The 26,701-nt window shown below is 65.5% G+C and carries 26 protein-coding genes; 11 read left to right on the plus strand and 15 right to left on the minus strand.

Annotated features, from left to right (window positions below; translation table 11 throughout):
* The first annotated feature begins 121 nt into the window (after positions 1 to 121).
* Positions 122 to 2,416, plus strand: a complete 2,295-nt coding sequence (locus R2676_RS04710; protein ID WP_206273965.1) for a LamG-like jellyroll fold domain-containing protein — start codon at positions 122 to 124, stop codon at positions 2,414 to 2,416.
* A 98-nt stretch (positions 2,417 to 2,514) separates the two neighbouring features.
* Here R2676_RS04710 and R2676_RS04715 read toward each other — a convergent pair whose 3' ends face one another.
* The gene (locus tag R2676_RS04715) at positions 2,515 to 3,591 is read right to left on the minus strand and encodes an FUSC family protein (RefSeq protein WP_206273966.1); all 1,077 of its coding nucleotides are present in this window, start codon (positions 3,589 to 3,591) and stop codon (positions 2,515 to 2,517) included.
* A gap of 285 nt (positions 3,592 to 3,876) precedes the next feature.
* Between R2676_RS04715 and R2676_RS04720 the strand changes: the two genes are divergently transcribed.
* Positions 3,877 to 6,048, plus strand: coding sequence for a PTS sugar transporter subunit IIC/EAL domain-containing protein (locus R2676_RS04720; RefSeq protein WP_206273967.1), 2,172 nt, complete (start codon positions 3,877 to 3,879; stop codon positions 6,046 to 6,048).
* Positions 6,049 to 6,062: 14 nt separating this feature from the next.
* Here R2676_RS04720 and R2676_RS04725 read toward each other — a convergent pair whose 3' ends face one another.
* Positions 6,063 to 6,695, minus strand: a complete 633-nt coding sequence (locus tag R2676_RS04725; RefSeq protein ID WP_316856880.1) for a hypothetical protein — start codon at positions 6,693 to 6,695, stop codon at positions 6,063 to 6,065.
* A 482-nt stretch (positions 6,696 to 7,177) separates the two neighbouring features.
* On the opposite strand from R2676_RS04725, the gene R2676_RS04730 reads away from it, so the two are divergent.
* Positions 7,178 to 7,951, plus strand: a complete 774-nt coding sequence (locus R2676_RS04730; protein ID WP_316887229.1) for a hypothetical protein — start codon at positions 7,178 to 7,180, stop codon at positions 7,949 to 7,951.
* Between the two features lie 144 nt (positions 7,952 to 8,095).
* Here the strand turns inward: R2676_RS04730 and R2676_RS04735 are convergent, their stop codons facing one another.
* Together R2676_RS04735 and R2676_RS04740 are read right to left on the minus strand one after the other, a co-directional pair.
* On the minus strand, positions 8,096 to 9,247 hold the full coding sequence (locus R2676_RS04735; protein ID WP_206273969.1) for an ABC transporter substrate-binding protein: 1,152 nt from the start codon (positions 9,245 to 9,247) through the stop codon (positions 8,096 to 8,098).
* Between the two features lie 261 nt (positions 9,248 to 9,508).
* Positions 9,509 to 10,285 carry an alpha/beta hydrolase family protein gene (locus R2676_RS04740; protein WP_206273970.1) on the minus strand — a complete coding sequence of 259 codons (777 nt, stop codon included), beginning with the start codon at positions 10,283 to 10,285 and terminating at the stop codon, positions 9,509 to 9,511.
* A 110-nt stretch (positions 10,286 to 10,395) separates the two neighbouring features.
* Between R2676_RS04740 and R2676_RS04745 the strand changes: the two genes are divergently transcribed.
* Entirely contained in the window at positions 10,396 to 10,863 is a 468-nt protein-coding gene (locus tag R2676_RS04745; RefSeq protein ID WP_206273971.1) for a GFA family protein, read from the plus strand.
* Positions 10,864 to 10,981: 118 nt separating this feature from the next.
* Positions 10,982 to 11,899: a DMT family transporter gene (locus tag R2676_RS04750; RefSeq protein WP_206273972.1), complete on the plus strand. Its 918-nt coding sequence runs from the start codon at positions 10,982 to 10,984 to the stop codon at positions 11,897 to 11,899.
* Between the two features lie 26 nt (positions 11,900 to 11,925).
* On the opposite strand, the gene R2676_RS04755 is transcribed toward R2676_RS04750, so the two are convergent.
* Positions 11,926 to 12,852, minus strand: a complete 927-nt coding sequence (locus R2676_RS04755; RefSeq protein WP_206273973.1) for an MASE4 domain-containing protein — start codon at positions 12,850 to 12,852, stop codon at positions 11,926 to 11,928.
* A gap of 273 nt (positions 12,853 to 13,125) precedes the next feature.
* Here R2676_RS04755 and R2676_RS04760 point away from each other — a divergent pair, with 273 nt between their 5' ends.
* A complete protein-coding gene (locus tag R2676_RS04760) occupies positions 13,126 to 13,929 on the plus strand; it encodes an enoyl-CoA hydratase (RefSeq protein ID WP_206273974.1) in 804 nt (267 codons plus the stop codon).
* Between the two features lie 34 nt (positions 13,930 to 13,963).
* Here the strand turns inward: R2676_RS04760 and R2676_RS04765 are convergent, their stop codons facing one another.
* The 3 genes from R2676_RS04765 to R2676_RS04775 form a co-directional block, all read right to left on the minus strand.
* Complete coding sequence (locus tag R2676_RS04765) at positions 13,964 to 14,518, minus strand: thioredoxin family protein (RefSeq protein ID WP_027679500.1); 555 nt, start codon at positions 14,516 to 14,518, stop codon at positions 13,964 to 13,966.
* Positions 14,519 to 14,613: 95 nt separating this feature from the next.
* A complete protein-coding gene (locus R2676_RS04770) occupies positions 14,614 to 15,030 on the minus strand; it encodes an organic hydroperoxide resistance protein (protein ID WP_027679499.1) in 417 nt (138 codons plus the stop codon).
* Positions 15,031 to 15,237: 207 nt separating this feature from the next.
* A complete protein-coding gene (locus tag R2676_RS04775; protein ID WP_206273975.1) occupies positions 15,238 to 17,007 on the minus strand; it encodes a cytochrome c biogenesis protein DipZ in 1,770 nt (589 codons plus the stop codon).
* Positions 17,008 to 17,215: 208 nt separating this feature from the next.
* Between R2676_RS04775 and R2676_RS04780 the strand changes: the two genes are divergently transcribed.
* Positions 17,216 to 17,959, plus strand: a complete 744-nt coding sequence (locus tag R2676_RS04780; protein WP_027679497.1) for a response regulator — start codon at positions 17,216 to 17,218, stop codon at positions 17,957 to 17,959.
* On the plus strand, positions 17,956 to 19,278 hold the full coding sequence (locus R2676_RS04785) for a sensor histidine kinase (protein WP_206273976.1): 1,323 nt from the start codon (positions 17,956 to 17,958) through the stop codon (positions 19,276 to 19,278). The genes R2676_RS04780 and R2676_RS04785 overlap by 4 nt, the downstream gene beginning before the upstream one ends.
* A gap of 9 nt (positions 19,279 to 19,287) precedes the next feature.
* On the opposite strand, the gene R2676_RS04790 is transcribed toward R2676_RS04785, so the two are convergent.
* A complete protein-coding gene (locus tag R2676_RS04790) occupies positions 19,288 to 20,202 on the minus strand; it encodes an alpha/beta fold hydrolase (protein WP_206273977.1) in 915 nt (304 codons plus the stop codon).
* Between the two features lie 117 nt (positions 20,203 to 20,319).
* Between R2676_RS04790 and R2676_RS04795 the strand changes: the two genes are divergently transcribed.
* A complete protein-coding gene (locus R2676_RS04795) occupies positions 20,320 to 20,811 on the plus strand; it encodes a winged helix-turn-helix transcriptional regulator (RefSeq protein ID WP_206273978.1) in 492 nt (163 codons plus the stop codon).
* Positions 20,812 to 20,834: 23 nt separating this feature from the next.
* On the opposite strand, the gene R2676_RS04800 is transcribed toward R2676_RS04795, so the two are convergent.
* The 4 genes from R2676_RS04800 to R2676_RS04815 all read right to left on the minus strand — a co-directional run bounded on the left by R2676_RS04800 (position 20,835) and on the right by R2676_RS04815 (position 23,868).
* The gene (locus R2676_RS04800) at positions 20,835 to 21,707 is read right to left on the minus strand and encodes a DUF72 domain-containing protein (protein WP_206273979.1); all 873 of its coding nucleotides are present in this window, start codon (positions 21,705 to 21,707) and stop codon (positions 20,835 to 20,837) included.
* Positions 21,704 to 22,627: an SIR2 family protein gene (locus tag R2676_RS04805; protein ID WP_206273980.1), complete on the minus strand. Its 924-nt coding sequence runs from the start codon at positions 22,625 to 22,627 to the stop codon at positions 21,704 to 21,706. The genes R2676_RS04800 and R2676_RS04805 overlap by 4 nt, the downstream gene beginning before the upstream one ends.
* 5 nt (positions 22,628 to 22,632) lie before the next feature.
* Positions 22,633 to 22,791 (minus strand): hypothetical protein, encoded by a 159-nt coding sequence (locus R2676_RS04810; RefSeq protein ID WP_186829213.1) that lies wholly within the window; start codon positions 22,789 to 22,791, stop codon positions 22,633 to 22,635.
* A gap of 141 nt (positions 22,792 to 22,932) precedes the next feature.
* Complete coding sequence (locus tag R2676_RS04815; RefSeq protein ID WP_206273981.1) at positions 22,933 to 23,868, minus strand: GlxA family transcriptional regulator; 936 nt, start codon at positions 23,866 to 23,868, stop codon at positions 22,933 to 22,935.
* A 100-nt stretch (positions 23,869 to 23,968) separates the two neighbouring features.
* Between R2676_RS04815 and R2676_RS04820 the strand changes: the two genes are divergently transcribed.
* On the plus strand, positions 23,969 to 24,655 hold the full coding sequence (locus R2676_RS04820) for a DJ-1/PfpI family protein (protein ID WP_206273982.1): 687 nt from the start codon (positions 23,969 to 23,971) through the stop codon (positions 24,653 to 24,655).
* Between the two features lie 83 nt (positions 24,656 to 24,738).
* Complete coding sequence (locus tag R2676_RS04825) at positions 24,739 to 25,530, plus strand: 5'-methylthioadenosine/adenosylhomocysteine nucleosidase (RefSeq protein WP_206274008.1); 792 nt, start codon at positions 24,739 to 24,741, stop codon at positions 25,528 to 25,530.
* A 5-nt stretch (positions 25,531 to 25,535) separates the two neighbouring features.
* On the opposite strand, the gene R2676_RS04830 is transcribed toward R2676_RS04825, so the two are convergent.
* Complete coding sequence (locus R2676_RS04830) at positions 25,536 to 26,003, minus strand: lysozyme inhibitor LprI family protein (RefSeq protein ID WP_206273983.1); 468 nt, start codon at positions 26,001 to 26,003, stop codon at positions 25,536 to 25,538.
* A gap of 74 nt (positions 26,004 to 26,077) precedes the next feature.
* On the minus strand, positions 26,078 to 26,680 hold the full coding sequence (locus tag R2676_RS04835) for a DJ-1/PfpI family protein (protein ID WP_206273984.1): 603 nt from the start codon (positions 26,678 to 26,680) through the stop codon (positions 26,078 to 26,080).
* Positions 26,681 to 26,701: the final 21 nt, after the last annotated feature.

Consider the following 26,701-nt stretch of genomic DNA (forward strand, 5'->3'; position numbering starts at 1 on the left):
TTGCACAGTGCACCTGCCGACGAAGACTCAAAAATACTCACCGACTGGGCGATTGCGTTGACGCGCATTCGCTGCGTGGCCTACGGTTGCGCCACCTATAAAAAACAGTCGGGTCAATAAGATGTCCAAAAAGTCAGTCGAGCACGCGCGCCTCAACGATTTACCCAATCCCGTCCGTCGGGCGTTGTCATTCGGTCTGGGTCTGTTCCCCATGTTGCCGCTGCTGCCGGGGTGCGGCGGGGGAGTGGACGATGCCTCCGCAACGGGGGTCGGCCAGACACAGGAGAAGACCGGAGGAGGGCAAGCGCCGACCGCGCCTGCACCCGCAACGCCCGCCCCCGCACCGGCGCCGGCGCCTGTGCCGGCTTCGGAAAGCGGCGTCTTCGGCCACCCGGGGCTGCTCGCCACCGAAGACGATTTCACCCGCATCCGCGCGCTCATCAAGGCCGGGCAGGAGCCGTGGGCGCACTGGTGGAGCATGCTGTGCGCCGAGCGCATGTCCTCGCTGGACGCCAAGCCCTTCCCGCTGCCCGCGGTCTACCGCGCAGATGGCAGCAAGAACAATCTCTACGTTGATATCTGGCGCGCGTGGTCTCTGACGTTGCGCTGGAAGCTGTCTGACCCGCAGGACAACCGCTATGCCGACAAGGCGGTGGAGTTCCTGGACGCGTGGGCCACCACCTTGAAGGAGGTCGGCACGGTGCCCCCGGGCTCGACCGCGCATGACGATCACACCTTCATCATCCTGGCCGGCATCCAGGGCCACCAGTTGGCGCAGATTGGCGAAGTCCTGCGCACGTACCCGGGCTGGGCGCCGGCCAGCCTGAAGCGCTTTCAGGACATGCTGCTCAACGTGTTCGTGCCGATCTCGTCGAGCTTCCTCAGCGACGGGCGCATCGGGTCGCATGCGAACTGGGACATGGCCTCGATGGTGGGCGCCATGGCCATTGGCGTGTTCTGCGACCGCCCCGACCTGTACCGCCTTGCCTACGATTGCTACGCAGGCAACAACCGCGGCAAGCTCCGGAACTTCGGCAACGGCGCCATCGGGCATGGCGTGTACTTCATGCACCCCGGCCATTTCGGGCAGTGGGAGGAGAGCGGCCGCGACCAGGGACACTCGACGCTAGGCATGTCGCTGGGCGGCGACCTGCTGGAGATCGCCTGGAACCAGGGCGACGATCTGTACGGGATGTACAACAACCGCTTTCTGGCGGCGGCGGAGTATGTGGCGCGCTCCAACCTGCTCGACGAGAACGGCAAGAACTACGTGCTGCCCTATGTGCGCGAGAACAATCCGTCGCAGCCGCACCCGTCTTTCTGGACGCAGGTGAACTACGGCAACCAGGATCGCAACTGCTGGGAGCCGATCTACAACCACTACGTCAACCGCATGGGGCTGGCGGCGCCCAACGTGGCGCGCAACGTGAAGTTGCGCGAGCCGAAGTACGGCGGCAGCAGCGACGACGTCTGGTGGCCGACGCTGATTCATCGCCGCCCGGACTATGCCGGGCCGGTGAAGCCGCCATCCGGCCTCACGGCCAATTTGCGCGGCGACAACGTTGTGTTGTCGTGGTGGGGCGGTGTTGGCACGACCTCGTATGCGGTCAAGCGCGCCAGCCAGGCCAGCGGCCCGTTCACGCAGCTGGGCACGGTGTCGGCCAGCGAGCTGCTCACCTACAGCGATACACCGCCCAGCGGCGTCTGGTTCTACCAGGTCACCGCCCAAGGTAACGGTGCGCCGAGCGCGGGCTCCAACGTCGTCCGCATCGCCGTGCCCGGCGAGCAGCGCCTGGTCATGCCGCTGAACGCCCCGAACGGCACGGGCACCGTCGGCACGCTGTTGACTGCGGCCGGCACGTCGACGTCGATACAGGGCACGCTGCTGGACGGCGCAACCTGGGGCGACGGGCGCAACAACGACAAGGCCATCGCGTTCGACGGCCTGAAGGCCGGCCTGCAGTTGCCGTCGGGCATCTTCAGCGACCTGGACGACTTCAGCCTGTCTTTCTGGGCCTACGCGAATGCGTTGCACTGGGACAGCTGCGTGTTCTATGCGGGGCTGGACGCGAACGCAGCCATGTGCATCGCACCGCAGGCCGGCAATCTGACCTTCTCGATCTTCGGCGCGACCTTCAAGGATGCGCAGGTGGTGGCGGCACCGTGGCCCATGCCGACTCGCCGCTGGGTCCACGTGGCGGTCACGCTGCGCGGCAACACTTGCCGCCTGTACGTTGACGGCACCGAGGTGGGGCGGTCCGACGAGATCTGGCTGTCGCCGCGCCAGGTGGGCGATCAGGTCACCTTCCTGGGCCGCAATTGGGCGCACCCGTCGTTCAATGGCCGCATTCAGGATTTCCGCGTGCAAGCGGGCGCATTGCGCGCGGCGGAGGTGGCGGCGCTGGCCGCCATGTGATGCGAGTTGAGATGAGGTGAGGCCGCAGTGCTTGGCGGAGGTCTCAGCCGCCGCCAAGATACGTTGTCAGCGAGGGCGCCGAGCCGGGCGCCCGCGCTTCAACCGATATTCCACTGCGGCGCAATCGCCAGCAGTTGCCGCCGCAGGTTCTCGATCTCGCTGGCAAAGCCGTCGGCCAGCGCGCTTTCCACGGTGGGCGTGCCGGGGGCGTGGCTGACGTCGGCGGAGTCGGCGGCGCGCGGCCGTGCCAGACGCGCCAACGTGCCATACCGCAACGCGCGCGACATGCCGATCAGCGTGTCGCGAATGCGTCGGGCGCCGGCACCGGCGGCGGGCAGTGCGGCTGGGCTCGGTTGGCCCGGCGCGCCGCGCGTCGCGTTGAGCAGTTCCAGCGTGCTGATGCAGATGCGCAGGCTGCGCTGGATGTTCTCCAGGCGCTCAAGGGGCACATCAATTTCTTTCGATACCGATGGCATGAGCGAGCGCAGCTGCACCAGCAGCGTATTGAGCTTGCCGAGCTGCTTGCTGCGCTCGTTGGACGCTTCTCCTGCCTGGCCGAGGTTGGCATACGCCCGGGCGCATTCGCGCAGCGCATCGGCCAGCCGGTAGCGCCACGAATACGTGGCATACAGCGGCAGCGCAAACGAGAACAGCAGCGCAATCGCAATCCCCACCAGCACGTTGAGCGTGCGCCACGCGCCGTCGAGCAGGTTGTTGTCGCCATGGCCGACCACGATGACGAGCGTGATGGCGGCCAGCAGCGCGATATAGCCGCCCTTGCCGATGGCGTGATACGCGCAGATGCCGCACGCGATGGCCGTGAGCGCATACGTGAGCGGCAGGTGCCCCAGCCACGTCTGCTGAACGATGATCAACAGCCCCGCCACCGCGCCGATGAGCGTGCCCCAGGCGCGCTCCGCTGCGCGCTTGCGGATGTTGCCGTGATGCTGCAGGCCGGCAATGACAATCAGCAGCGAGATGGTCGCCCACTCCCCATGCGGCCAACCAAAGCCCGCCGTGACGGCAATGGAGAGCAGCACGCCCAGGCCGACGCGCGTGGCATGGATGTACCGCGCATGCCGATAGCGCCGGTGCGGATCGCGCACGAGGCGGAGCAGGGACAAAAAGGGTGCAGGCAGTTTCACAGTGCGGGGCGCACGAAGGGAAATCGACATAAGCAAGATCGTTGCAGATTCTGGGGCGCGCCGTACACAGGATGGGCGCCACGTTGGTGCCGGTGCCTTGCCGTGGTGCGCTTTAGGGGCGATGGGCACGGCAAGACTCCGGGTTTCCCCTAGGTATTGCACAAAGCTTGCCATGGGCGGATGACCTTTTTGCGTATTGCACAAACGCGCACTTAAGTGCATGCCGGGTCATGTCGATTAGGATTCGTAGCCCCATAGGCAACACTTCGGGCTGCCCCGGGATTTGCCGATCCACCTTGAACACGATCCAGTCCTATGACGACGCAGGCGCTATCGCCCTGGCTGAGGTTGCTGAGCGCTGCGGAGCGCTTCGACCGCGGGCCGTATTTCATAGCCATCCGGCGCGGGCTTGCCCTCTCGCTGCCGCTCATCATGGTGGCCGCGCTTGCGCTGCTGTTGCGCAACCCGCCCACCCCCGGCATGCGCCATCTGCTGCTGGAGGCCTTTGGCCCGAGGCTGGATGCGGTGTGCGCCAGCGTGCTGGCCGGCACGATCGGCATCGGCGCGCTGGTCGCGCTGTTCGGGTTTGCCGATGTGTTGGCGCAGCTGCACAACCAGCGCGCCGGGCATCGCCTGGTCAACCCGACGGTGGCGGCCGTGGTGGTGGTGTCCTGCTTCTTTACGCTCGTCGCGCCGGGGGCGGACGGCTCGTTGATGGCGTCGCTCTCGCTTGGGCAGGGGCTGTTTGGGGCGCTGGTGGTGGCGTCGCTGGGCGGCACGCTGTTCTTGAAGCTGTGCCGCATCCGCCGTTTGCGCATTCCGTCGCATCACGCAAGCAACGATCTGCTGGTGGGCGACGTGCTGACCGTCGTACCGGCCGGCATGCTGACGATCGGTACGTTTGCGGTGCTCAAGGCGTGCATGGCGTGGGCGGGCTGGCCGCAGCTCATGACGGCATTCGACACGCTGCTGGCAGCGCCCTATTCGGACGTGGCCAACAGCCTGCTGTTTGGCCTGGGCTACGAAACCGTGGCGCAGGTGCTCTGGCTCTTCGGCATCCATGGGCCGAACGCGCTGTACGCGGTGCATCAGCACATCCTGGAGCCGGCCACGCAGGCCAATGCGGCGGCCGTGGCCGGGGGCGGCCAGCCGCAGTTCATCTTTACCTATCACTTCTTCGCGGTGTTTGCGCGCATGGGCGGCTCGGGCGGCACGCTCAGCCTGATGATGGCGCTGCTCATGTCCAGGCGCACGCAGCGCGGCCGCAAGATGGCGCTGGTCGTCATGCTGCCGGCGCTGTTCAACGTGAACGAGCCCCTGCTGTTCGGGCTGCCGCTGGTGCTCAACCCGGTCTATGCGATTCCGTTCCTGATCACGCCGCTGGTGCAGATCCTGATCGCCTATGCGGCCACCATGGCCGACCTGATGCCCAAGACCAGCTACCCCGTGGCGTGGACCACGCCGGCGCTGTTCAGCGGCTACGCGGCCACGGGCTCGGTGTCGGGCGCGGTGGTGCAGCTCGTCGGCTTGGTGGTGGGGGCCGCGATTTACCTGCCGTTTGTCCGCATGGCGGATGTGCTGTCCGCACGGCGCAGTCAGGATGTGCTGGCGTCTTTGCTGCAGATTGCCGAGTCGGCCGAGGTGAGCCTGAAGGGCAAGCGCTGTCTGGACCTGCCTGGCGACGAAGGCCGCATGGCGGTGGCGCTGGCCAGCGATCTGGAAGACGCCATCAAGAAAGAAGGGCAGATCTTCCTGGAGTTTCAGCCGCAGGTGGATTGCGCCACCGGGCGCGTGTTCGGCGCCGAGGCGCTGCTGCGCTGGCAGCATCCGGTGCTGGGGCGCGTGGCCCCGCCGATCGTCGTTGCGCTGGCCGATGACATTGGCAAGATCGATCAGCTGGGCCTACGGATTCTGTCGCTCGCGTGCCAGCAGCGCGCGGCCTGGCGCGGCGTGCTGCCGGACGACTTCGTGATCGCCGTGAATCTGTCGCCACGGCAGCTGCTGGACTGCAAGCTGTATCGGAACGTGCTCGACATCCTGCATCGGGAGGGGTTGTTGCCCACGCAGCTTGAACTGGAGATCACCGAATCGACGATGCTGCTGCCGGACATCAACGCCATCGGCAACCTGAAGCAGCTGCGCGAGGCCGGCGTGAAAGTCGCACTCGACGATTTCGGGATGGGCCATACGTCGCTGCACTACCTGCGCGAACTGCCGCTGGACACCGTAAAGATCGACCGCTCGCTGGCCGACGTGAGCGCGGGCAGCGTCAACGAACACATCGTGCGCAGCATTGCCAGCCTGAGCCGCACGCTGAACCTGTCGACCGTGGTGGAAGGCGTGGAGACGGAGCAGCAGCTCAAGCGCCTGTCGGCGCTGGGCTGCGACCGGTTTCAGGGGTATTTCTTCAGCCGCCCGCTGGCGCCGAGCGTGTGCCAGCAGTTTGTGCTGGAGGCCGATCTGCGGGCGTTTGCGCCTGCGCTTTGAGGGGCGATGGCGGCTTAGCGGTACCGGCCCACAAAGCCCTCGCACCGCCGAACGCGCCCGACCTTCGCGGCCCATCGATAGAGGCTTTCCACCAGGCTCTTGCTGGCCGAGACCGGTTGGCCGTTGATCTGTCCCAGCACTTCCGATTGATTCGGGTAGGGCTTCTCGAACAGCAGCTTTATCTCGCTACCGCCGCCCAGTGCCAGGTAGACGGCTTCGCGCGGTTCGAACTGCAATGAGAACGAGCTGCTGCGCACGCTGGCGCTTTCCACGGTATCGGCAAAGTTGGCGATGAGCGCGGGGTCTTCGGTGCGGTATTCGCAGCCGGTGTCTTTCAGGTGCGCTTCATCCACGGCCTTGAGCGACGCCAGGGCGGGGTCCATCAAATACAGCGTGATCGCACGCGCCTTGCGCATCCGCGCGCTCAGGCCTTCGGCCGCCCAATAGCTTTGTTCGGCCTTCACGACGGGCGCTGCCGTAGGCACGGGCTCGGGGATGGGCGCTTCTGCTTGCGGCGCTGCTTCCACCTTGGGTGCGTCTGCCTGCGGTGTGCCGGCCTGAAGGATTTCCGTCTGCAGCGCTTCGGTTGGCGGCGCGTCCGTCAGCGGTGCCTCCATCGAGATTTGTCCGAAGGCCACTTGGCTCATGCTCATGCTGCAAGCGCAGGCCAAGACCAGAGAGATGATCTTTTTCGACAACTCCTACCCCTTTGAAACGTGCGTTGTTGTGTTGCGTTGTGTTCTGGATGTTAAGCCGGTCCGTAGGCAGTGTCGCCAGCATCGGGCCAGTACGGGCGAGAACAGCATCAGCGAGGTCTGCCGGTAGGTGACGATAGCAGTACGAGATGACCACAGCGATAGACCTCGATTGCGCCCTCGCCACGTAGCCACGGCATTCGCATGCCGCCTGTCCTCGATCTCGTTTCTTGCGCGCGTCATTCTTCAAGTCGGATCGTGGGTATCAACGCAACCGCCCCCTATGGGGGGTTTGCCAGTTCTATGACGGTGGATTTTAATTTGCCCGGGCCAAAACCATCAGGGGGATCCGATGGCTACCAGGCGATCACTGCCTGGCAGATTGATCCGCGAACACTGGAAAGAACATCAACAACTTAGCCTAGGAGGCTGCAGTGCTTAATCGCCTTACCCGACCCTTTTCAATTGCCGCGATGGTATTCGCTGCCATGACGCTGTCTGCGTGTGGCGGCGGCGACAGCAGTAGTCCTGACATGACCGTTAGTTTTAATCCGTCAGCGCTGTCGGCAAAGGGGTTCCAGGGCCAACAGGCCAATGTGAATGCATTTCAGGATTCCACAGTCACCGTCCAGGCCGCTGTGTCCGGCACGGCCAGCGGTACTGTGTACGCCCGCGTCGTGGATTCAGGCCAGGGCTTCGGGGGAGGCGCGTTGAACGTCTCGTCACTGGGCTCAGGGCGCTATAGCGCCACCCTGCGGCCAAACATGACGCTCGTGCCGGGCACCTATACAGGCAGCCTGACGCTGCAGTTGTGCAAGGACGCTGGCTGCGCGAGCCAATACACGACGGCGGGTGCAACGTTGCCCTATACCGTCACCATTTCGCCCAGGCTGTCGGTGGACGTCTACGTCAATTCCACGTTTGTCGGTACGACGTTGTCTGGCCCCACCCTGTCCTTGCAATCGGCGCTTCCAAACAACAGCACCGTTGAGTTTCGTAGCAACGTCCCGGTGCAGTGGCAGTATTCCTCCGGCCCGGGCTTTATCGGAGTGACGGTGAACCCCTCGGCGACAAGCACGGATTGGAAGGCCACGTTGGTAAGACCCGCGAATGCGTCCATCGACTCCATCGACCTCAACGCTGTGGCGCAAGACGGAACGCAGGGCATTCAGCGGTCCGCTGGCGTGTCGTTGCGGGTTTCGCCGTAAGGGCGAATGGGCCATGGTGCTCCGAGGCTCCCTGAGCCTCGGGGTTCGTCACGACTCACGTTGATCTGATGGCGGGCTGGCCAAGAAAAACCGCACTGCTAGGGCGCGCATTGGCTCGCTTGTCGGCAGCAAGCGGCAGCCCGCTCAACCGACGAGGTGGCCGTTGCTGCCGATCATCGTGACGTCTACGTAGTCCAGCCCGGCGTGGTTGGAGCGGTCGTAGTGGACGCGCACGCCGCCAAAGTCGCGTGTGCCGAAGCCTTCCAGCGCCTGGATGAAGCCGTCGCGCGTGGGGTTGCTGCCGCAGGCGCGCAGGCCCTCCACGATGACGCGGGCGGTGAGAAAGCCTTCCACCGCTTCGTAGGTCTGGTTGTTGTGGTCGCCAAACTTGTCGTTGGCTTCGCGAAACGCCCGCACCAGCGGCTGGGTGCGTGCATTGGGCCCGGGCATGACCTGCGTGACGGCCACGCCGTGGGCCAGCGGGCCGGCTTTCTCGAACACGGTCTTGGGCGTGGTGACGGACAGGATCCACGGCTGCGGCAGCGGCACGGGGCCGTGCTTGGCCTGATAGCGCGTGAGCATGTCGGCCACGGATGCCGGCGATGTAAACAGCAGCGTGGTCTGCGGGTTGGCGGCGGCAATCTTGTCGACCACCATGTCGATGTCGTCGCCCTTGGCGTTGTGCGGGATGAGCGCGACGATCTGCGCACCGAACTTGGCCGCAGCGGCCTTGGCAGCGTCGGCATTGCCGGAGCCGAAGGGGTTGTCCTGATAGACCACGGCCACGCGCTTCAGGCCGATGGTGGTGGCGTGCTGCACCATCTTCGCGACTTCGTCTGCGTAGCTGGCGCGCGTGTGGAAGAGGGGCGCGCTGGCTTTGCGCGCGGCGCCTGCGCCCGTCATGGCGCCCACCATCGGCAGGCGGTATTGCTCCAGCAGCGGCAAGGCGGCGATGGTGTTGCCGGTGCCGCCCATGCACACGAGGCCGAACACGCCTTCCTGCACCAGCGCCTTGACGTTGGCTACCGCCTTGTCAGGCAGGTAGTTGTCTTCCAGCCGCTTGACGACCAGCTTGCGGCCGGCCACCCCGCCCTGGGCGTTGACCTGCTCGAACCCGGCCAGCAGGCCGTTGGTGTAGTTCTTGTACAGCCCGCCCCATACGCTGTCGAACCCGACCGTCTGCCCAAAGACGATCTTGTCTGCAAACACGCCGGCTTCCGCCGCGCGCGCCAGGGGCGTGAGCATCATTGCGCCGCCCAGTGCTACTGAACTCCGTACGAATTGCCTCCGGTCCATACCTGTCTCCGCCCCTTGTTTTTTTGGTGGTGTGGCAGGAGTGTCGAAAAGGTGGGCGCCGGCCGAAATGGCGGATTACCCTGAGGCGAGGATTGTTGAGTGATTGGGGAGGGGCGGCTGCGTGGCCCGCTGTCCTGCCGTGGCGAGATATTGCAGCCTTGTGAGCCCTCAATTTTCCTGACTGTCGAAGGGCGGTGCCGCGCTGGCGCGACGGGATGCCCCTGGCCGTTACGCTTTCAAGTTCTGCACCCGATACGGCGTTTATTGCTTTGCGAGATGTTGCGCAAAAAATGCGGAGACGTGTTTATCCCGAAGCATCGTAGCTTTAGCAGATAAAACATGCCCTTCTTCGGGAAACAGGAGCTGCTCTGCAGTTCTTCCACCGGCCGCAAATCGGTCGGCCAGCCGCTTGCTCATGACCGATGACCATGTAGTGTCCTTCTCGCCCGCGCTGATCAGTAAGGCGCCGGGGTAGCGCTCAATTTCAATGGGTTGAGTAGGGAGGAGTGCTTCTGAACTGCCTTTCCAGGTCCAGGCCCGCCGCGCGGGGTCCCAAGCCTGCCAGCCCGGGTCGCCGGGGTCTCTCCACTCGCGGGCATCGAACGCACCGCATATGACGTCTGGAGGTGCGTGCACTGCAATGGCATCCGGTGCATGCAGGGTGATGTCGGTCGCCATCATGACCGCCAGCAGCAATGCATGCTCGGCGCCGCGCGACACGCCGTAGACGCCGACTTTGCCTGTCGATCGAGGGCGGCTTCGCAATGCTTCGAGCGCAGAGGCGGTGCGTTCCAGCGGGACGTTCTCAATTTGGCCTGCATTCCAAAGATTGCCGCCAACGCTATATCCGAACGGTAGAGCAGCGATGCCGCACGCCGCGAAGATGGCGGCTTGCAGATGGGCGAATCCAGACCATGCGCCCTCTGAGCCATGCAGTACGAGCACATGCGGCACGGTGGCGTTGCCGGCGGGTGCGTAGAGACGGCCGAGCCCCGGGATGTCCTCTATCATGGCCGGCAATGTGGTTGTGGTGTCCATCGCGCAATGACCCGTTTGCAAGTTCGTCTCCCCTCAGTTTGCTGTTTCAAAGCGTCGAGCCGGATTCTCCTGCCAGACCGCGTTGGTGTCACGCCTTGCCGGTGAACCTTATGCCCGCTCCGTACCCAGGCTCCTGCCTCTGTGGCAGCGTCAAGTTCCAGCTTCTCTCTGATCCGCTCACCTTCTACGTTTGCCACTGCACCATGTGCCAACGGCGCTCCGGCGGCGCGGCGTTGCCGGTGATGTGGGTTCACCGCACGGACTTGCAGATTCTGGAAGGCGAGGCGCCGCTTGCCGAATTCAACCTTGGCAACGGGCACACTCGCAGAGCCCGCATCTGCCCGCGCTGCGACACGCGCCTGTGGGCGGAGCCGCTGAACCGGCCAAACATCGCGTTGCTCCGGCCAGGCACGCTGGAGAACCAGCAAGCCTTCACGCCAGTGGCGCACGTGTACACGCGCAGCAAGCAGCCGTGGTTTCTCATTCCGCCTGGGGTGGCGCAGTTTGAGACGTATCCCGAGCAGGCGGAGGAGTTGGTGCGGTTGTGGCGGCAGGCGACATCCACGCTGCGCAAGTGACCAGTCGCGGCCACACTTCGGCCCACAACAAACCGTTTCCCGCGCAGCGAACACCGAGTCCCGCTACGATCCTCCTGCATCGAGTTGCGGCATCAGCCGCCAAACAGGAGGACATTCCGTGCCGCACACCGACACGCCCGCATCCCGCCACGTCACCGATCTGGCGCTGCTCCTCACGCTGTCGACCTTGTGGGGCGCGTCGTACACCTTCATCCGGATCGGCGTAGAGACCATTCCCCCACTCACGTTCATTGCTGCGAGAACGCTGATAGCAGCGACGTTGCTGTTGGCGTGGATGCGCAGCCGCAATATCCGCATGCCGCGAGACAGGCAAGTCTGGATGCGGTTCGGCGTGCAGGCGCTGCTGAATAGCGTCGTGCCGTTCACGCTCATCGCGTGGGCGGAGCGCTCCGTTGGAGCGAGTCTGGCGACCATCCTCAATTCGACGTCACCGGTCATGGTGTTTGTGGCGACGGCGCTTATCACGCGGCACGAGCCGGTGTCGATTCGCAAGCTGGTCGGCGTCATTGCAGGGTTTGTCGGCACGTGTCTGGTGATTGGGCCGAACGCGCTCGACGGGCTGGGTGGCCAGCTTGTTCCGCAACTGGCCATCGTGGCGGCCACGGCTTGCTATGCGGGTGCGGCCATCTACGGCCGGTCGTTCAAGGGGCTGCACCCTGCGGCGCCTGCGACCGGTTCGTTGCTGATGGGCGCGCTGGTGTTGACACCCGCCAGCCTGCTTGTGGATCACCCGTGGGCGCTTCAGCCATCTGCACGTTCCCTCTCGGCGTTGGTGGCGCTGGCGGCATTTTCCACGGCCCTGGCGTTTGCCATCTACTTCCGGCTCATTCAAACGCTCGGTGCAATTGGGACGACCGCGCAGGCCTATCTGCGCGTGCCGATTGGGGTGGCGATCGGCGTGGTTTTCCTGAACGAATCGTTGCCGGCGTTGGCGTGGATCGGGCTGGCGTGCGTAGTGGTGGGGGTGGCAGCGATGTCGATGCCGGTGCGGCCGGCTCCGTTCGAGCGGGCATAGCAGCATGTCAAGCAGAGACCCAGCTGTCAGCCTTGCCGATCCCCAACGTCGCCCGCGGCAAGCTGCTTGAGTTCCGCCCGCGCTGCTGCCAGCCGGGAATGCAGCACGGTGTTCTCGATCAACAACGACAGCAGCACAAAGCTCGCGCCCAGCAGCCCGAACACGCGGCCGGCATAGAAGCCGAGGTCATACCGCCCACCGTTGAACACGGTGCTGAGCGCGACATCGCAGATCCACACGCACAGCACCACCATGAGCCAGACATCGAGCGTCAGGTGCGGGCGGGTGCGCCACAGCACGATCAGCGCGGCCACGGAAATGCCCCACGTGCTGCCTGCCACGATCGCCATGTTGGGCGTGTAGCGGTTGGCGGCCATGATGGGTGGCAGCAGGTGCGCGCCGGCGGTGGCCAGTGCCACGCACGCAGCCGATGCGCCGAGCACGGCGGCCACGGTGCACAGCGCTGTTTTCCGTGTCAGCGTGTAGGCGGGGAAGCGATCGGGCTCCCGCTCCTCGCGCCCCTTGAGCACGGCGTAAGCGATGACAAACAGCGGAAAGCCCGCGTGCCAGAACATGTAGATCCAGGCCGTGCTCTGCGGCCCCGCCCCAAGCAGCCCGCCAGGGGCGAACAGCCCCGGAAACGACAGCAGATGCCCCAACGCGGTGGCGGCCGTGAACAGGTAGCCGCTGGCGAGTGCCAACATCGCCCGCGACCGTGTGATGGCGAACTGCCCGAAGAGCAGCGCGGCAGTCACCAGGTCGTTGAGGATGAGGGCCGATTCGTAAATCGGCACGAACAATGGAAGTTGCGCCAACTGCACCTTGGCAAACGGCACGGCCGACAGTAGCACCACGAGCGACAGTACGGCCACGGCTTGCGCCATCCAGTACGTCCGGCGTCCTGGGGAGAGGCTCAGCAACAAGCCGCGCTGCATGTCCAGCGTTTCCGACATCACGTTGGCCCCCTTGCGGTCACTGTGTCACGCATTCGCTTGTGGTGTGACTTGCCCTGCGACTGCGCTGCGATTGCGTTGCCTGGGCAACCCTCACTATAGACGCGTGATAGTCAGTGGCCTGCCCGATGTCAACGCGGCCAAAGGGGTAGAACGTTTGGGCCGGCTGCCGCTGCCGGCCAGCAGGGTTACGGGGAACGCCCGAGTGCAGCCCGCGCTGTGCGGGAATAGACTGGTGCCCACGCCAGGGCACCACCCCGCAAAGGAGTGCGCATGCAACCTCAACCCACCACCCAGACTGCCGTCGAAGCGCCTGTCTTACGCGATGACCGCGACGGCGTCGTCACGCTGCGGCTGAATCGGCCCCTGCAGTTCAACGCGTTGTCTGAAGCCATGCTCGATGCGCTGCAGCGCGTGTTGGACGACATTGCCCAAGATGCGACGGTGCGCTGCGTGGTGCTGGGCGCCGAGGGCAAGGCCTTCTGTGCCGGGCACGACCTGCGTGAAATGCGCGGCACGCCGGAGCTTGCGTATTACCAAGCGTTGTTTGCGAGGTGCAGCGTGGTGATGCAGGCGATTCAGGCGCTGCCGGTGCCGGTCATTGCGCGCGTGCATGGCGTGGCGACTGCGGCGGGTTGCCAGTTGGTCGGCAGTTGCGATCTCGCCATCGCTTCGGATGCGGCGCGGTTTGCGGTGTCGGGCATCAACGTCGGCCTGTTCTGTTCGACGCCGGCAGTGGCGTTGTCGCGCAACGTGCTTGCCAAGCGCGCATTCGACATGCTCGTGACGGGCCGCTTTATTGATGCGGCCACGGCGGCCGACTGGGGCCTGATCAACGAGGCCGTGCCGGCCGCAGAGTTGGATGACGCGGTTGCCCGCAAGGTGGCGGACATCGTCTCGAAAAGCCCCACCGCCATCCGCTACGGCAAGGCGATGTTCTACCGGCAACGGCAGATGCCGCTTGCCGATGCCTATGCGTACGCAGGCGACGTCATGGCCCGCAACATGATGGAAGAAGACGCCGGCGAGGGCATCGACGCCTTCCTGGAAAAACGCCCCGCCCGCTGGCGCTCGTAAGCACGGTTGGGGCGGGTTGTCTCGCGCGGCACCGTCACGCGGGCTTCTGGGGTTTTTGATTGGCCAGCAGCTTCTGGATGGCCGCTTCCGTCTCGGCGTAGCGGCCTTCGCCAAAGTGCTGGTAGACGATGCGTCCATCGGCATCGATCAGGTACAGCGCCGGCCAGAACTGGTTGTGGAAGGCCGACCACGTGGCGTAGCTGTTGTCCTGCGCGACCGGGTAGCGGACGTCCAGGCGCTTGAGCGCTTCCTGCACGTTGGCGGTCGATTTTTCGAACGCGTATTCCGGTGTGTGCACGCCCACCACCACTAGGCCTTGATCCTTGTACTTGTCGTACCACTGCTTCACGTGCGGCAGCGTGTTGAGGCAGTTGATGCACGAGTACGTCCAGAAATCCACCAGCACGACCTTGCCGCGCAGGTCTTTCATGGACAGCGGCGGCGAGTTCAGCCATTGGTTGATACCCGTGAATTCGGGCGCCGCGGCGCCGGTGGCTGCGGTCTGGCTGAAGGCGGGCGCGCCCGTCCCGACAAAGTAGACGGCGCCGATGGCCAGTGCCGCGAGGGCGGCGCGGAACGTTGTGCGCATGATGTGGACTCCGTAAAAGGTTGAGGGCGAAGGCCCGCCGGCCGCAGGCAGCGTGCGGCGGGCGGCGGGTCGTGTGGTGCGTCAGGTGTGGTGCGTCAGACCAGGTTCAGCTCGACGTGGATGTTGCCGCGCGTAGCCTTCGAATACGGGCAGAGCTGGTGGGCCGCTTCCACCACGGCTTGGGCCACGTCGCGGTCCAGGCCGGGCAGGCTCACGTTCAGCCGTGCCTGCAGGAAGAACGCATCGTCGGTGGTGCCCAGGTCGACTTCGGTGTTCAAGGCCAGATCGGCCGGCAGCTTGATCTTCATCTGGCTGGCCGCCCGGCCCATCGCGCCGATAAAGCAGGCCGACCAGCCTGCGGCAAACAGTTGCTCGGGGTTCGTGCCGCGGCCGCTACTGCCCGGCGGCGAGAGCTTCAGGTTCAGGCGGTCGTCATCGCTGTGCGCCTGGCCGTCGCGGCCGCCGGTGACGTTGACCTTGGCGGTGTACAGAACGTTTTCGATGCGGGTCATGGTGATCTCCTTTTTGATGAAAGGGAAAGGCTTGAGGGTTGGATTTGCGTCCCGGCGTCAGCGGCTGGGGGTTCGCTGGTTGCCGGGGCCACGAGACGTATTAAAGAAGGCCGACGTATCCCTGAAGTAGCGCGGCAGGGCCGTTTTGTCTGGGTACGTATCTGTGTTGGCGCCGGATACAAACGCGTACAAAGCGGTGGCGCGCCGTCAGCCGAAGGTGAAGGCGTAGGCATGCGCCCCGGCATCGAGAAAGCGGATCTCGAACGTGTGCTCGCCCACCGTGCCGGCTTGCCGGCCGAGCTGGTAGAGGCGCGTTTGCGTGACGGCGCCGTTGCCGTGCGCATCGGTATCGGCGCCGTGGCTGTCGCCGGGGGCCTTGCCGTCGATCGTGACGGTGAAGCGCACGGCGCGCCCATCGGCGGCGGGCCCGAGCACGAGGTGCAGGTCACGCGCGTGGAATCGGTAGACGATGCTGCCGCCTGCGCGGTCGAGCGTGGCCTGCTCGGCGTCGATGGTCCATTGGCCCGACAAGCCCCAATCGTTGAGGCCGAGCTTGCCGACGCTGTATGCCTGCGACGTGCCGATCTGCGCACCGCCGGGCGATGCGAAGCCGGTGGCTTGCGCGTAACCGACGTACGTTTCCGGCGAGCGGATGTTGTTCAGGTCCGGTGCCGCTTGCGCCCCAGGGGCATCGGGCACGACCACGCCGCCCGCCACCTGCTGGTTGCCTGCCTCGGCCAGCAAGGCCTGGATGACGCGTTCAGAGGCGGCGTAATCGCCTTCGCCAAACTGGTGGTGCCGGATGTTGCCTTGCGCATCGACAAAGTACGCAGCGGGCCAGTAGCTGTTGTGGAAGGCGTTCCAGATGCGGTAGTTGCTGTCGATGGCGACCGGAAAATTGACGCGGAAGCCGCTGACGGCGCGGGCGACGTTCTCTGGCGACTTCTCGAAGGCGAATTCAGGCGTGTGCACGCCCACCACGGTCAGGCCCTGGTCCTTGTACTTGTCGGCCCACGCGCGCAGGTACGGCAGCGTGCGGATGCAGTTGATGCAGGAGTACGTCCAGAAATAGACCAGCGTGACCTTGCCGCGCAACTGGTCGCCCGTGAGCGGCGGGGAGTTGAGCCACTGCACCGCGCCGTCGAACGAAGCCAGGCGGCCCTCCACGGGCAAGCCGCTGGGTTTGGCCGCGGGCGCGGCGTTGGCTTCGGACACCACGTTGAGGCTGCCTTGCGGCGCCGGCCGGTTGACGCCCAGCCCGTTGACCAGTGCCTGCTCAAGCTGCGTGGTGCCGCCGGTAGACAGGCGCGCCAGCAGGCCCGTATCTGCCCCGAGGCCGATGAGCGCCACGCCGCCCAGCACGCTTGCGCCCATGATGCGACGCGCCCACTCGCCCAGCCCCATGGAGCGCTTCATGGCGGTGAACACGCGGCCGCCCAGCCCCAGCGCTGCCCCCAACGACGTGGCCGCGCCCGCTGCATAGGCCGCCAGCGCCAGTGCGCTGGATACGCTTGCGCCATTGAGCGCCACGCCGGTCAGTACCAAACCAAGGATCGGGCCTGCGCACGGCGCCCACAGCATCCCCGTGGCGACGCCCAGCAGCAGCGAGCCCGCCACCGAAGGTTCTGCCGAGGCACCACTCATTGACGCCTGCCCCGCCAGCCGGTTGCCCAGGGCTACTGCCGGCCGGGCCATCAGATCGGCCAGCCTGGGCCACAGCAGCGACAGCCCGAACACGGCCAGCAGCGCGAGCGCGGCAAACCGGCCGACTTCATTGGCCCGCACCGCCCACGCACCGCCAGCCGAGAGCAGTGTCGCAAAGCCGGCAAAGGTGAGGGCCATGCCGGCGAGCATCGGCAGCTTGCCGCGCACAAACGGCTGATTGGTACGGCTCAGCACGAACGGCAGAACGGGCAGGATGCACGGGCTTAGGATGGTCAGCGCGCCGCCCAGGTAGGCGAGTATCAGCAGGCTCATGGTGGACATTCCTCCGCAAGGGATCGGGATGGCCTCCATCAGACGCCGCGCGCGTAGCTGGCATGTATCGCTGCAGGGGCGACTTTGTATCGAACTGTACAAACGCATCCGCCCGATGCATTGCGATACAACACGGGCTCGCTGCGTCACTCGGAGAAGCGCAAAATGGCGCCTTCCTTCCACCTTCCATCGTGCCGAGGTCACTCCCATGGACGCCCACGTCGACCACATCCTGATCGTCGATGATGACCGCGAGATCCGCGAACTCGTTTCGACCTATCTCACCAAGAACGGCCTGCGTGTGACCGCCTCGCCCGATGGGCGCCACATGCGTGCGTTCCTGGAGGCCAACACCGTCGACCTGATCGTGCTTGACCTGATGCTGCCCGGCGACGACGGCCTGGTGCTGTGCCGCGAACTGCGCGCCGGCAAGCACAAGGCGACGCCCGTACTGATGCTGACCGCGCGCGACGACGAGACCGATCGCATCATCGGCCTGGAAATGGGCGCCGACGATTACCTGGCCAAGCCGTTTGCCGCGCGTGAGTTGCTTGCCCGCATCAAGGCCGTGCTGCGCCGCACGCGCATGCTGCCGCCCAACCTGCAGATTTCCGAAGCGGGCCAGATGCTGGCCTTTGGTGATTGGCAGCTCGACACCACCGCACGTCACCTGATCGATGCCGAGGGCACCATCGTTGCGCTGAGCGGCGCGGAATACCGGCTGCTGCGCGTGTTTGTCGACCACCCGATGCGCGTGTTCAACCGCGATCAACTGCTCAACCTCACGCAGGGCCGCGAGGCCGAGATGTTCGAGCGATCGGTCGATCTGCTCGTCAGCCGCCTGCGCCAGCGCCTGAATGACGATGCGCGCGATCCGGCGTACATCAAGACCGTGCGCAGCGAGGGCTATGTCTTTGCCAAGCCGGTGGAGATCAAGGAGGCCCGGCAATGACCGCAACCACGAGCATGCGCGCCTGGGCATGGCCGCGGACGCTCGGCTCGCGCCTCTTTGTGATCCTGCTGGCGGGTCTGGTGGTGGCGTATGCGCTGTCGTTTGCCGTGCTGTTTTCCGAGCGCTACATGAGCGCGCGCGAGGTGATGCTCGGCACGCTGGAAACCGATGTGTCCACCGCTATCGCCATCCTCGACCGCCTGCCTGCTGACGAGCGCCCGCAGTGGCTGCCGCGGCTGAACCGCGGCAACTATCAGTACATCCTCGGCCCGGGGTTGCCCGGCGTGCCGGAGATGACGCAGCGTGGCAAGGACATCGCCGCGCGCATCAGCGAGGCCAGCGGCGGCCGCTTTCCGGTGACGGTGGAGTCGATTCCCGGCGACGGCAAGCAGCTGCAGGCACACCTCACGCTCAGCGACGGCAGCACGCTCACCATTGACGTGCATCCGCGCATGACGCCCATCGCGCAGTGGCTGCCGTATGTGCTGGTGGTGCAATTGCTGTTGCTGATCGTCTGCTGCTGGTTTGCGGTACGGCTGTCGATCCGGCCGCTGGTGGCATTGGCCGATGCCGCCGATGCACTCAACCCCAACGCGCAGACGCCGCCGCTGGACGAGAACGGCCCGACCGAACTGGCGCGCGCGGCGCACGCGTTCAACGCCATGCGCCAGCGCATTGCCCGCTTTGTCGAAGAGCGCGTGCAGATTCTGGCTGCCATTTCGCATGACTTGCAGACGCCCATCACGCGCATGAAGCTGCGCGCCGAACTGGCCGAAGACTCCGAAGAGAAGCGCAAGCTGTTGAACGATCTGGCCGAGATCGAAACGCTCGTGCGCGAGGGCCTGGCCTATGCGCGCAGCGCGCATGGCGACGGTGAAAAGCCGTCGCGCATCGATGTCGGATCGTTTGTCGAAAGCCTGGTGTACGACTACCAGGACACCGGCAAGCCCGTCACGCTGGAGCAGCACGCTGCCGGCGCGATCGTCACGCGCCCGCATGCATTGCGCCGCGTGTTGACCAACCTGACCGACAACGCCATCAAGTTTGGCGGCGCGGCGGAAATGGATGTGCGTCGCGACGGCGACGCCGTGGTGATCGAGGTGCGCGACCGCGGGCCCGGCATTCCCGAAGACAAGCTTGAGGCGGTGTTGCAGCCGTTTGTACGGCTGGAGAATTCGCGCAGCCGCGAAACGGGCGGCACGGGGTTGGGCCTGGCGATCGCACAGCAGTTGGCGGAGGCTGCAGGCGGTGGGCTCACGTTGCGCAATCGCGAAGGCGGCGGTCTGGTGGCGCAGGTGCGGCTTGGTCAGGTCGGCTGATGCTACGCCTCACGTTTGCATGAGAAACGTCGCAATACGGTGCGCAATCGCATCGGGCGCATCTTCCAAACTGTAATGTCCAACGCCGGGCAACCGATGCACCGGCGCGTCCGGAAACAGCTCGCTGAAGAGCGGCAGAAAATGCTCAGCATGCAGGGTGCGATCTGCCATGCCCCAGACCGCCATGGCGGGCTTGCTAGCGATGGCACGGCGCGTGGCAGCGTCCGGTATTTCGAATCGATGGGCGCCGGTGGCAAAGCCTTTGGCCCAGCCGATGGCGCCGGCGCAGTCAGCCGGCGTTGCGAAGCGCGCGCCGTACGCCTGCAGCCACGCATCGTTGATGACCCCGTGGTCTTCAAAGCCGTTGAGCTTCAAGGTGCTGAGAATATTGAAGCCGAGCTCACTGAGTACGGCTTCTAGGCGCCCCTCCGATTCGGCCCGCACGATCCACTGAAACCACGGCGACACCGCGGCATTGGCCGCCAGGCGTTCACCCAGCGCAGCCTGCCCGAACGGCGTCGGCCCATTGATGCTGACGATGCGCCGTACGCGATCGGGATGGCGTGCCGCGAACCCCATGCCAACCGGGCCGCCAAAGTCGTGCATGACGAGCGTGATATCGCGCAGATCTAGCGTGAGCACGAAGCGCTCGAGGTTGTCGATATGGTCTTGCAGCCAGTAGCTGCGTGATGGCGGTGTTTCGCTTCTGCCGAAGCCCATATGGTCGGGCACCACCACGCGGTGCGTGCCGCGCAGCGCCGCGATCAGATGCCGGAAGAGGAAACCCCAAGTGGGCTCGCCATGCAGGCACAGCACGACTTCGCCATCGGCTGGGCCCTCGTCCACAAAATGCATCGAGAAGCCCGGTGCATCGGTAAAGCGGGCGGTATAGGGGTACATCCCATTGAACGTATCAACGCGCATGCCGTGTTTCCTCCGTATCCCATGTGGTTTCAATATGAAACCGTTGCGTTATAGCAGTCGAGGTTTTATATTGCAACCACATTGGATGTGAGGACGCGCACGGTATGCGCGATACAGATGGTCAAACGTACGAGCCACGCAGACTCTCTTTGCGGCGTCGCCAGGCCGCTGGATGCCATTGGCGACTGGTGGTCGCTGCTGATCGTCCGGGACGCGCTTGATGGCCTGCGCCGCTTTGGTGAGTTTCAGCGCAGTCTCGGGCTGTCGAAGAACATCCTGGCGGTACGCCTGCGCAACTTGGTGGCCCACGACATTCTAGAAACGGTGCCTGCCTCGGACGGCAGCGCGTATCAGGACTACGTGCTGACCGAGAAAGGGCGCGCGCTGTTTCCCCTGCTGGTTGCGCTGCGGCAGTGGGGCGAAGCGTTCTGCTTTGCGCCGGACGAGGCGCACGTTGTACTCGTCGACAAGGCAACGGGTAAGCCGGTGCCTCGCCTTGAACTCCGTGCGCAGGACGGGCGCACGCTGGCACCCGAGGATACGGCGGTCGTCCACCCCACGGCCGTCAAGCAGACGAAGCGGCAACGCGCGAAGGCGGCAGAACGTTAGCGCTCCGCCGCGAGCCGTTGTCGTCATTCGGTACGCAACCGTTCGAGCAAGCGCCGCGCATCGGACGGCGCTTCGACCTTTTTATCGTTATCGAAGTAGCAATAGATGTCGCGTCCGCCGCGCCGCTGTTTGGCGGGTGCGCCAACGCGTTGCGCATCGGGCGGCTCACGGCCTGCGGCCCATTGGCGGATGCGATCGGCCCAGCGGTCCAGCGCGGCATCGGCATAGGCGCCGGTGTAGAGCGCATCGGCGCCGTGCAGGCGCAGGTAGACGAAATCGCTTGTCACGTCTTCAAAGTACGGCCAATCCGCAACCGCGTGCGAGACCACCAGCGCAGCATGATGCCGGCGCAGGAGCGCCGCAAATTCCGGCGTGCAGAAGCTGTCGTGGCGCACTTCCACCGCATGGCGCAGGGGCTGCCGATCGCGCGTGGCAAACCACGGAGCCTTGACGCGTCCGTCGTGCTGCCGCGCCAACGCACGCGCAGCTGACGTATCCTGGGGCAACAGCGAAAGAAAGCGCTCGAACCGTTCTGCATCGAACCGGTAGCTGGGCGGAAATTGCCACAGGAACGGGCCGAGCTTGCGCCGCAGCGCCAACACGCCTGAAGCGAAGAAGTTGGCCAGCGCCGGCACTGCGGTCTCGTCCCGAAAGCGCAGCATGTGGGTCAGGTAGCGTGGTCCCTTGACGGCAAAAACAAAACCGTCGGGCGCGGTGTCATGCCAGGCCTGCCAGCTGGTGATCGATTGCAGCGAGTAGTGCGACCCGTTGATCTCGATGGTGTCGAACTGGCGCGACGCATATTCCAGTTCCCGGCGCTGCGCCAGATCTTCCGGATAGAACACGCCGCGCCACCCTTCGTAGCGCCAACCCGAGATGCCGATACGGATGGTCATCGCTTGGCGCCGCGCGGGCGATGGCCGCGCATGGCCGTGCGCTCGCGCTGGACCGCCGTGCCGAGTGCACGGACAGCCGCAAGCAGCGCTGAATGGTCCGATGCCTGCGCCTGATAGCGGAGCACGTGCAGGTTGAGCGCGTCTTCCAGCACGGCGGCGGTGACGTCGGAGAACGTGTCGGCGGCGGTCACGAAGTAATGGCGTTCGGCCCCGGGGTGTTCGGCGCCGTAGGCTTCGAGAAGCGCGCGCATGTCGGAGTCGTCGATGCCGCAGCCGAGAAACAGGAAGGTGTGCGTGCGCAGCAATGCCTCCACCAGGTCGTAGAAGGCCCGGTAGTGCGCCCGCGCCCGGACATAGTCGCAGCGAGAAAAGATCAGCGAGGCCGGGTGGCTCATCGAGCCGTGGGTCTTGATGATCAGGTTGCAGTCTTCACGCACGCGTGCCGCCACCGCGGGGTTGCTGTAGTCGCACACCACGACCGGCGCTGTGCCGTGCGAGTGGGCACGCGCTTCGTACAGCGTGTCGAAATTGGGGGTGAGCGTGATGCGGAAATCGAGCGCGAGCAACGCGTCGTGGATGGGTGCCGCTTCAAAGCGCGGCGTGACCAGCGCCCGGCGCAACAGCGCGGTCAGCCGACGCTGGCCCAGGACGCGGCGCACGATTTCTGCAGCGGTCAGGACATCGCCGCGCGCGACAAAGGCGCGCACCTCTTCCGCCAGTCTTGATGCGGCGGGGGCAATGGCGTCTGCGGCCAGGCACAGCAGCTCCGCCCAAGTGGGCGGACGCCGCGTGCCATCGGCAGAACGGGCGTTGGCCGAAATGCCCGACCCGAAGAAGAGCACCGCGCGGCGCCGGGCGATGTCTTCTACCAGGCGCGGCGGCCATTCGATCAGGGATGCCGGTTGCCCTTTGCGCCCCATGCGCGTCACTGATGCGGCGCACTCACCTGCGCTTGCACGTGCACGAGGCCGGTTTGCGGCGCCCGCAGCCCCAGCGGTTCGTCGGTCAGGTCACGGGCCAGCGAATACGCCGTAATCACGGCCAGCGTGACCCCCACGATGGCCAGCATTTCCCGAGTGTCCATGTGCATCTCCTCCTTGGCTCCTTACGTTGCGTGTGTCCGTGGCTCCCGCCCTTTCTTGTCGATATCGGGCGGCGCGGGGCTTGGACGCAAAGTTCGGACCTGAGGAGGCCAGATGGCGGAGTGGTGCGGGTTTTAGCGGTGTCAGCGTGCGCGCAACGATGATGGAGGCACGCCCAGCAAGCGCTGAAAGCTGCGCCGCATGCGCTCGGTATCGCCAAAACCGCATTCGGCGGCCACCCGCTGCATGGAGACAGCCCCGCTTTCCAGCGCGGCGCGGGCCGCCTCCACGCGCAATTTTTCCACGGCTTTTGCAGGAGTGAGACCGGTTTCGACCTGGAACGCGCGCGCGAAATGGCGCGGGCTCATGCAGGCGTGCTCGGCCAGATCGCCCACGCGATGCGGCGCGCCCAGGTTGCGGCGCACGTGGTCCAGCAGCGGTTTGAAGCGGCCACGTGCCGAATCCATCTCATTCAGCGCTGAAAACTGCGACTGTCCGCCGGGCCGGCGGTAGTACACGACCAGCTGCCTTGCGACCGCGCGTGCCAGGCGCTCGCCCAGGTCGTCGGCGATGAGCGCGAGCGCCAGGTCGATGCCGGCGCTGATGCCGGCGCTGGTCCAGATCGGGCCGTCGTTCACGTAGATGTGATCGGGTTCGAGCTGCACCTGCGGAAACGTGCGCGCGAACTGCTCGCTGCGGCTCCAGTGGGTGGTGGCACGCCGGCCGTTCAGCAAACCTGTGGCGGCCAGCAGCAGGCTGCCCGAGCACACGCTGGCGACGCGCGCGCCGCGGGCCGCGCAGCGCTGCACAAAGCGGCGCGTGCGCGCATCGGCCATGGCCGCATCCACGCCGTCGCCGCCGGCAATGAGCAGCGTGTCGACCTGGCTGGCCGGGGGCAGGGCGTCGGCGTCCCAGCGCGCCCCGGAAGAACTGCGGACAAGGCCGGCCTGCGCGGCAATCGTGCGCAGCGCGTAGTGGTCGTCCCGATAACGGCTGGCGACTTCAAACGCTGCCACCGGGCCTGCGGCGTCGAGCAGTTGGAAGTCCGGAAAGATCAGCACAGCGATGCGATGGGCCATGGCAGAAAAAGTGGGAGACTGGTCATTGCTGCCAACACGATAGAGCGCGATCCTGTGAAGCGTCAACCCGCCATCACATCACTTTCAGGAGAGCCAAACCATGACGACTTCCCCATTCATCGTTGTCTTTGCGGTGTACAACCGCGTCACCCAGCTCGATTTCACCGGTCCGCACGAAGTGTTCTGGCGGCTGCCCGGCGCGCAATGCGTGGTGGCTTCCGCAACCGGAGGCGACATCCATGCCGATGGTGGTCTCACCATCTCGAACGTGCAGCGGCTGGCCGATATTCCGCACGCAGACCTGATCTGTGTGCCCGGCGGGTTTGGCGTGATCGAAGCCATGGAAGACGCAGAGTTTGTGCGCCAGGTGCGGCGTCTGGCCGACGGCGCACGCTATGTCACGTCCGTCTGCAGTGGCTCGCTGGTGCTGGGCGCGGCGGGGTTGCTGCAGGGCAAGCGCGCGGCCTGCCACTGGGCATGGCGCAACTTGCTGCCCGCGTTTGGCGCCACCGTGGACGAAGCCCGCGTGGTGCGTGACGGCAACCTCATCACCGGCGGCGGCGTGACGGCCGGCATCGACATGGCGCTGACGGTCATGGCGGACATTGCCGGTGCCGAACATGCGCAGGCTGTGCAGCTCGGTATCGAATACGCCCCTGCGCCGCCGTTCGATTGCGGCCGGCCTGAGCGCGCAGCACCGGAGATTCTCGAAGCGGTGACGTCGCGGCTGGACCGCTTGCGCGCGGATCGCCACGACGCCGTGCAACGCGCGGCGCAGCGCCTCTGAGTTCAGGTGCCGGGCCAAGGCCGATTGCGGCGACAATGGCGTCTTTCGACGTATCCACGCCCCAAGCCGGCGCCGCATCCCGCATGAACCCACCGTCTTCCCAGCCCAACGCCTGTGGCCCGATCGGCATCGTTGCCGCCCTGCATGAAGAGATCAACGAACTGCTGACGTGCCTGTCCGATGCGCAGTGCATCCACATCGGCAGCCGTGATTTCTGGACGGGCCGGCTGGATGGCCACGCAGTGGTCGTGGTGCTGTCGCGTGTCGGCAAGGTGGCAGCCGCCTCCACCACGGCGGTGCTGATCACGCAGTTCAACGTGCGCGCGGTGGTGTTTGCCGGCGTGGCCGGCGCGCTGGCGCCCGGCGTGGCAGTGGGCGACGTCGTGGTGTCGGAAGAACTGCTGCAACACGATGTGGACGCGTCGCCGCTGTTCCAACGCTGGGAGATTCCGCTGACCGGCATGGCGCGCTTCCCCGCTGACACGTCGCTCGCCAACGGCTTACTGGAAAGCGCCGGCGCCGTGCTGGCCGACCCGCATGCGCTGCTCGGCCCGGATGTCATGCGCGCGTTCGGGATTGCGGCGCCGCAGGTGCATCGCGGCCTGATCGTCAGCGGAGACCGCTTTGTCTGCACCTCGGCAGAAAGCGCGGTGCTGCGTACGGCGTTGCCCGACGCCCTGGCCGTCGAGATGGAAGGCGCCGCCGTCGCGCAGGTGTGCCACGAGTGGGGCGTGCCGTTTGCCGCCATCCGGACGATTTCCGACCGCGCGGATGACGCGGCCAGCGTGGATTTCGCGCAGTTCATCGCGCAGGTGGATTCACGCTACAGCGTGGCGATCTTGCGCAACTGGTTGTCGGCGACGGCCGACGCCTGAACGGTTTACTGTCCCTTCGCGGCCAGGTACTTGTCGAGTGCGTTCGCGCGCTCGCTCAGGCGGAAGATTTCATTCTCCAGGCGCTGCAGATCGTCGAGCTTGCCCTTGCCATAGATGGCAGTCTCGAAGGCCGCCGTTCTGGCGTGGAAGTCCTGCCACGCCTGCTGAGAACTCACCAGTGCGTCTTTCGCCTTGCCGTTCAATGCGCCGAGCAGTGTCTTGTACGTACGGTCCAGGCGCTCGCCCTGCGCGGCCTTTTCTGCAGCGAGGCATGCGCCGATCGCGTCGGCGTTGTCCGGCGCCTTGTCGACGCAGGCATACAGCCTGGTGGAAATGCCCTGCGGCGCACGGCGCTTGACGCCGTTGGCGAGGCTCTCGGCGGCAACCGCGCCGGCGCTGTGGGCCAGCAGCACCACGGCAACGGGCAGGGCAACGGGAAGGGCCAGCGTCTTCAGTGTCGTCAGCGTGTTCAAGAAGTGACTCCTGATCGCGTATCTGCGATGCGTGAAGGGCCAACCAGTCTATCGGCCTGCTCGCGCCACCGCGATCAGCCAGGCAGGTGAGGCCGCACGTTGCGCAGGGCGTTTTCTACGTAGGCCTCTTTCTCGCCGACGGGCGCGACGTAGTGCAGGGCTTCTGCGGCGGCGTCAATGCCTTCCGTGCGCGCGATCACCCATGCCGCCAGGTACGGCGAAGCAAAGCAGCCGCCTGCCGTCGCCACATTGCCGTTGGCGTAGAACGGCTGGTTCAGCACTTCCACGCCGGCTTCCTGCACCCAGGGTTTGGTGGTCAGGTCCGTACAGGCCGGCACGCTGCCGAGCAGCCCCAGCTTGGCCAATATCAACGTGCCGGAGCACTGCGCGCCGATCAACTGGCGTGACGGATCGAGCGCCAGCCGCGCCATCAACGCCGGATCGGCCACCACATCGCGCGTGCGGATGCCGCTGCCGACAAGCACGGCATCTGCGGTGCGGGCGTCTTCCAGCATCGATTGCGCATGCATCGTCACGCCGTTCATCGACGTGACTTCGGTGTGCGGGCAACACAGGCTCACGCGCCAGTCCGGCTTCTTGATGCGGTGAAGCACGCCAAAGGCGATGAGCGAATCCAGCTCGTTGAAGCCGTCGAAGGTCAGGATGGCGATGTGCATGAGTGGTGTGCTGCAGCGTCG

Origin of the sequence: Ralstonia flatus (genome assembly GCF_958439105.1) — a bacterium.
GTDB classification, from domain to species: domain Bacteria; phylum Pseudomonadota; class Gammaproteobacteria; order Burkholderiales; family Burkholderiaceae; genus Ralstonia; species Ralstonia flatus.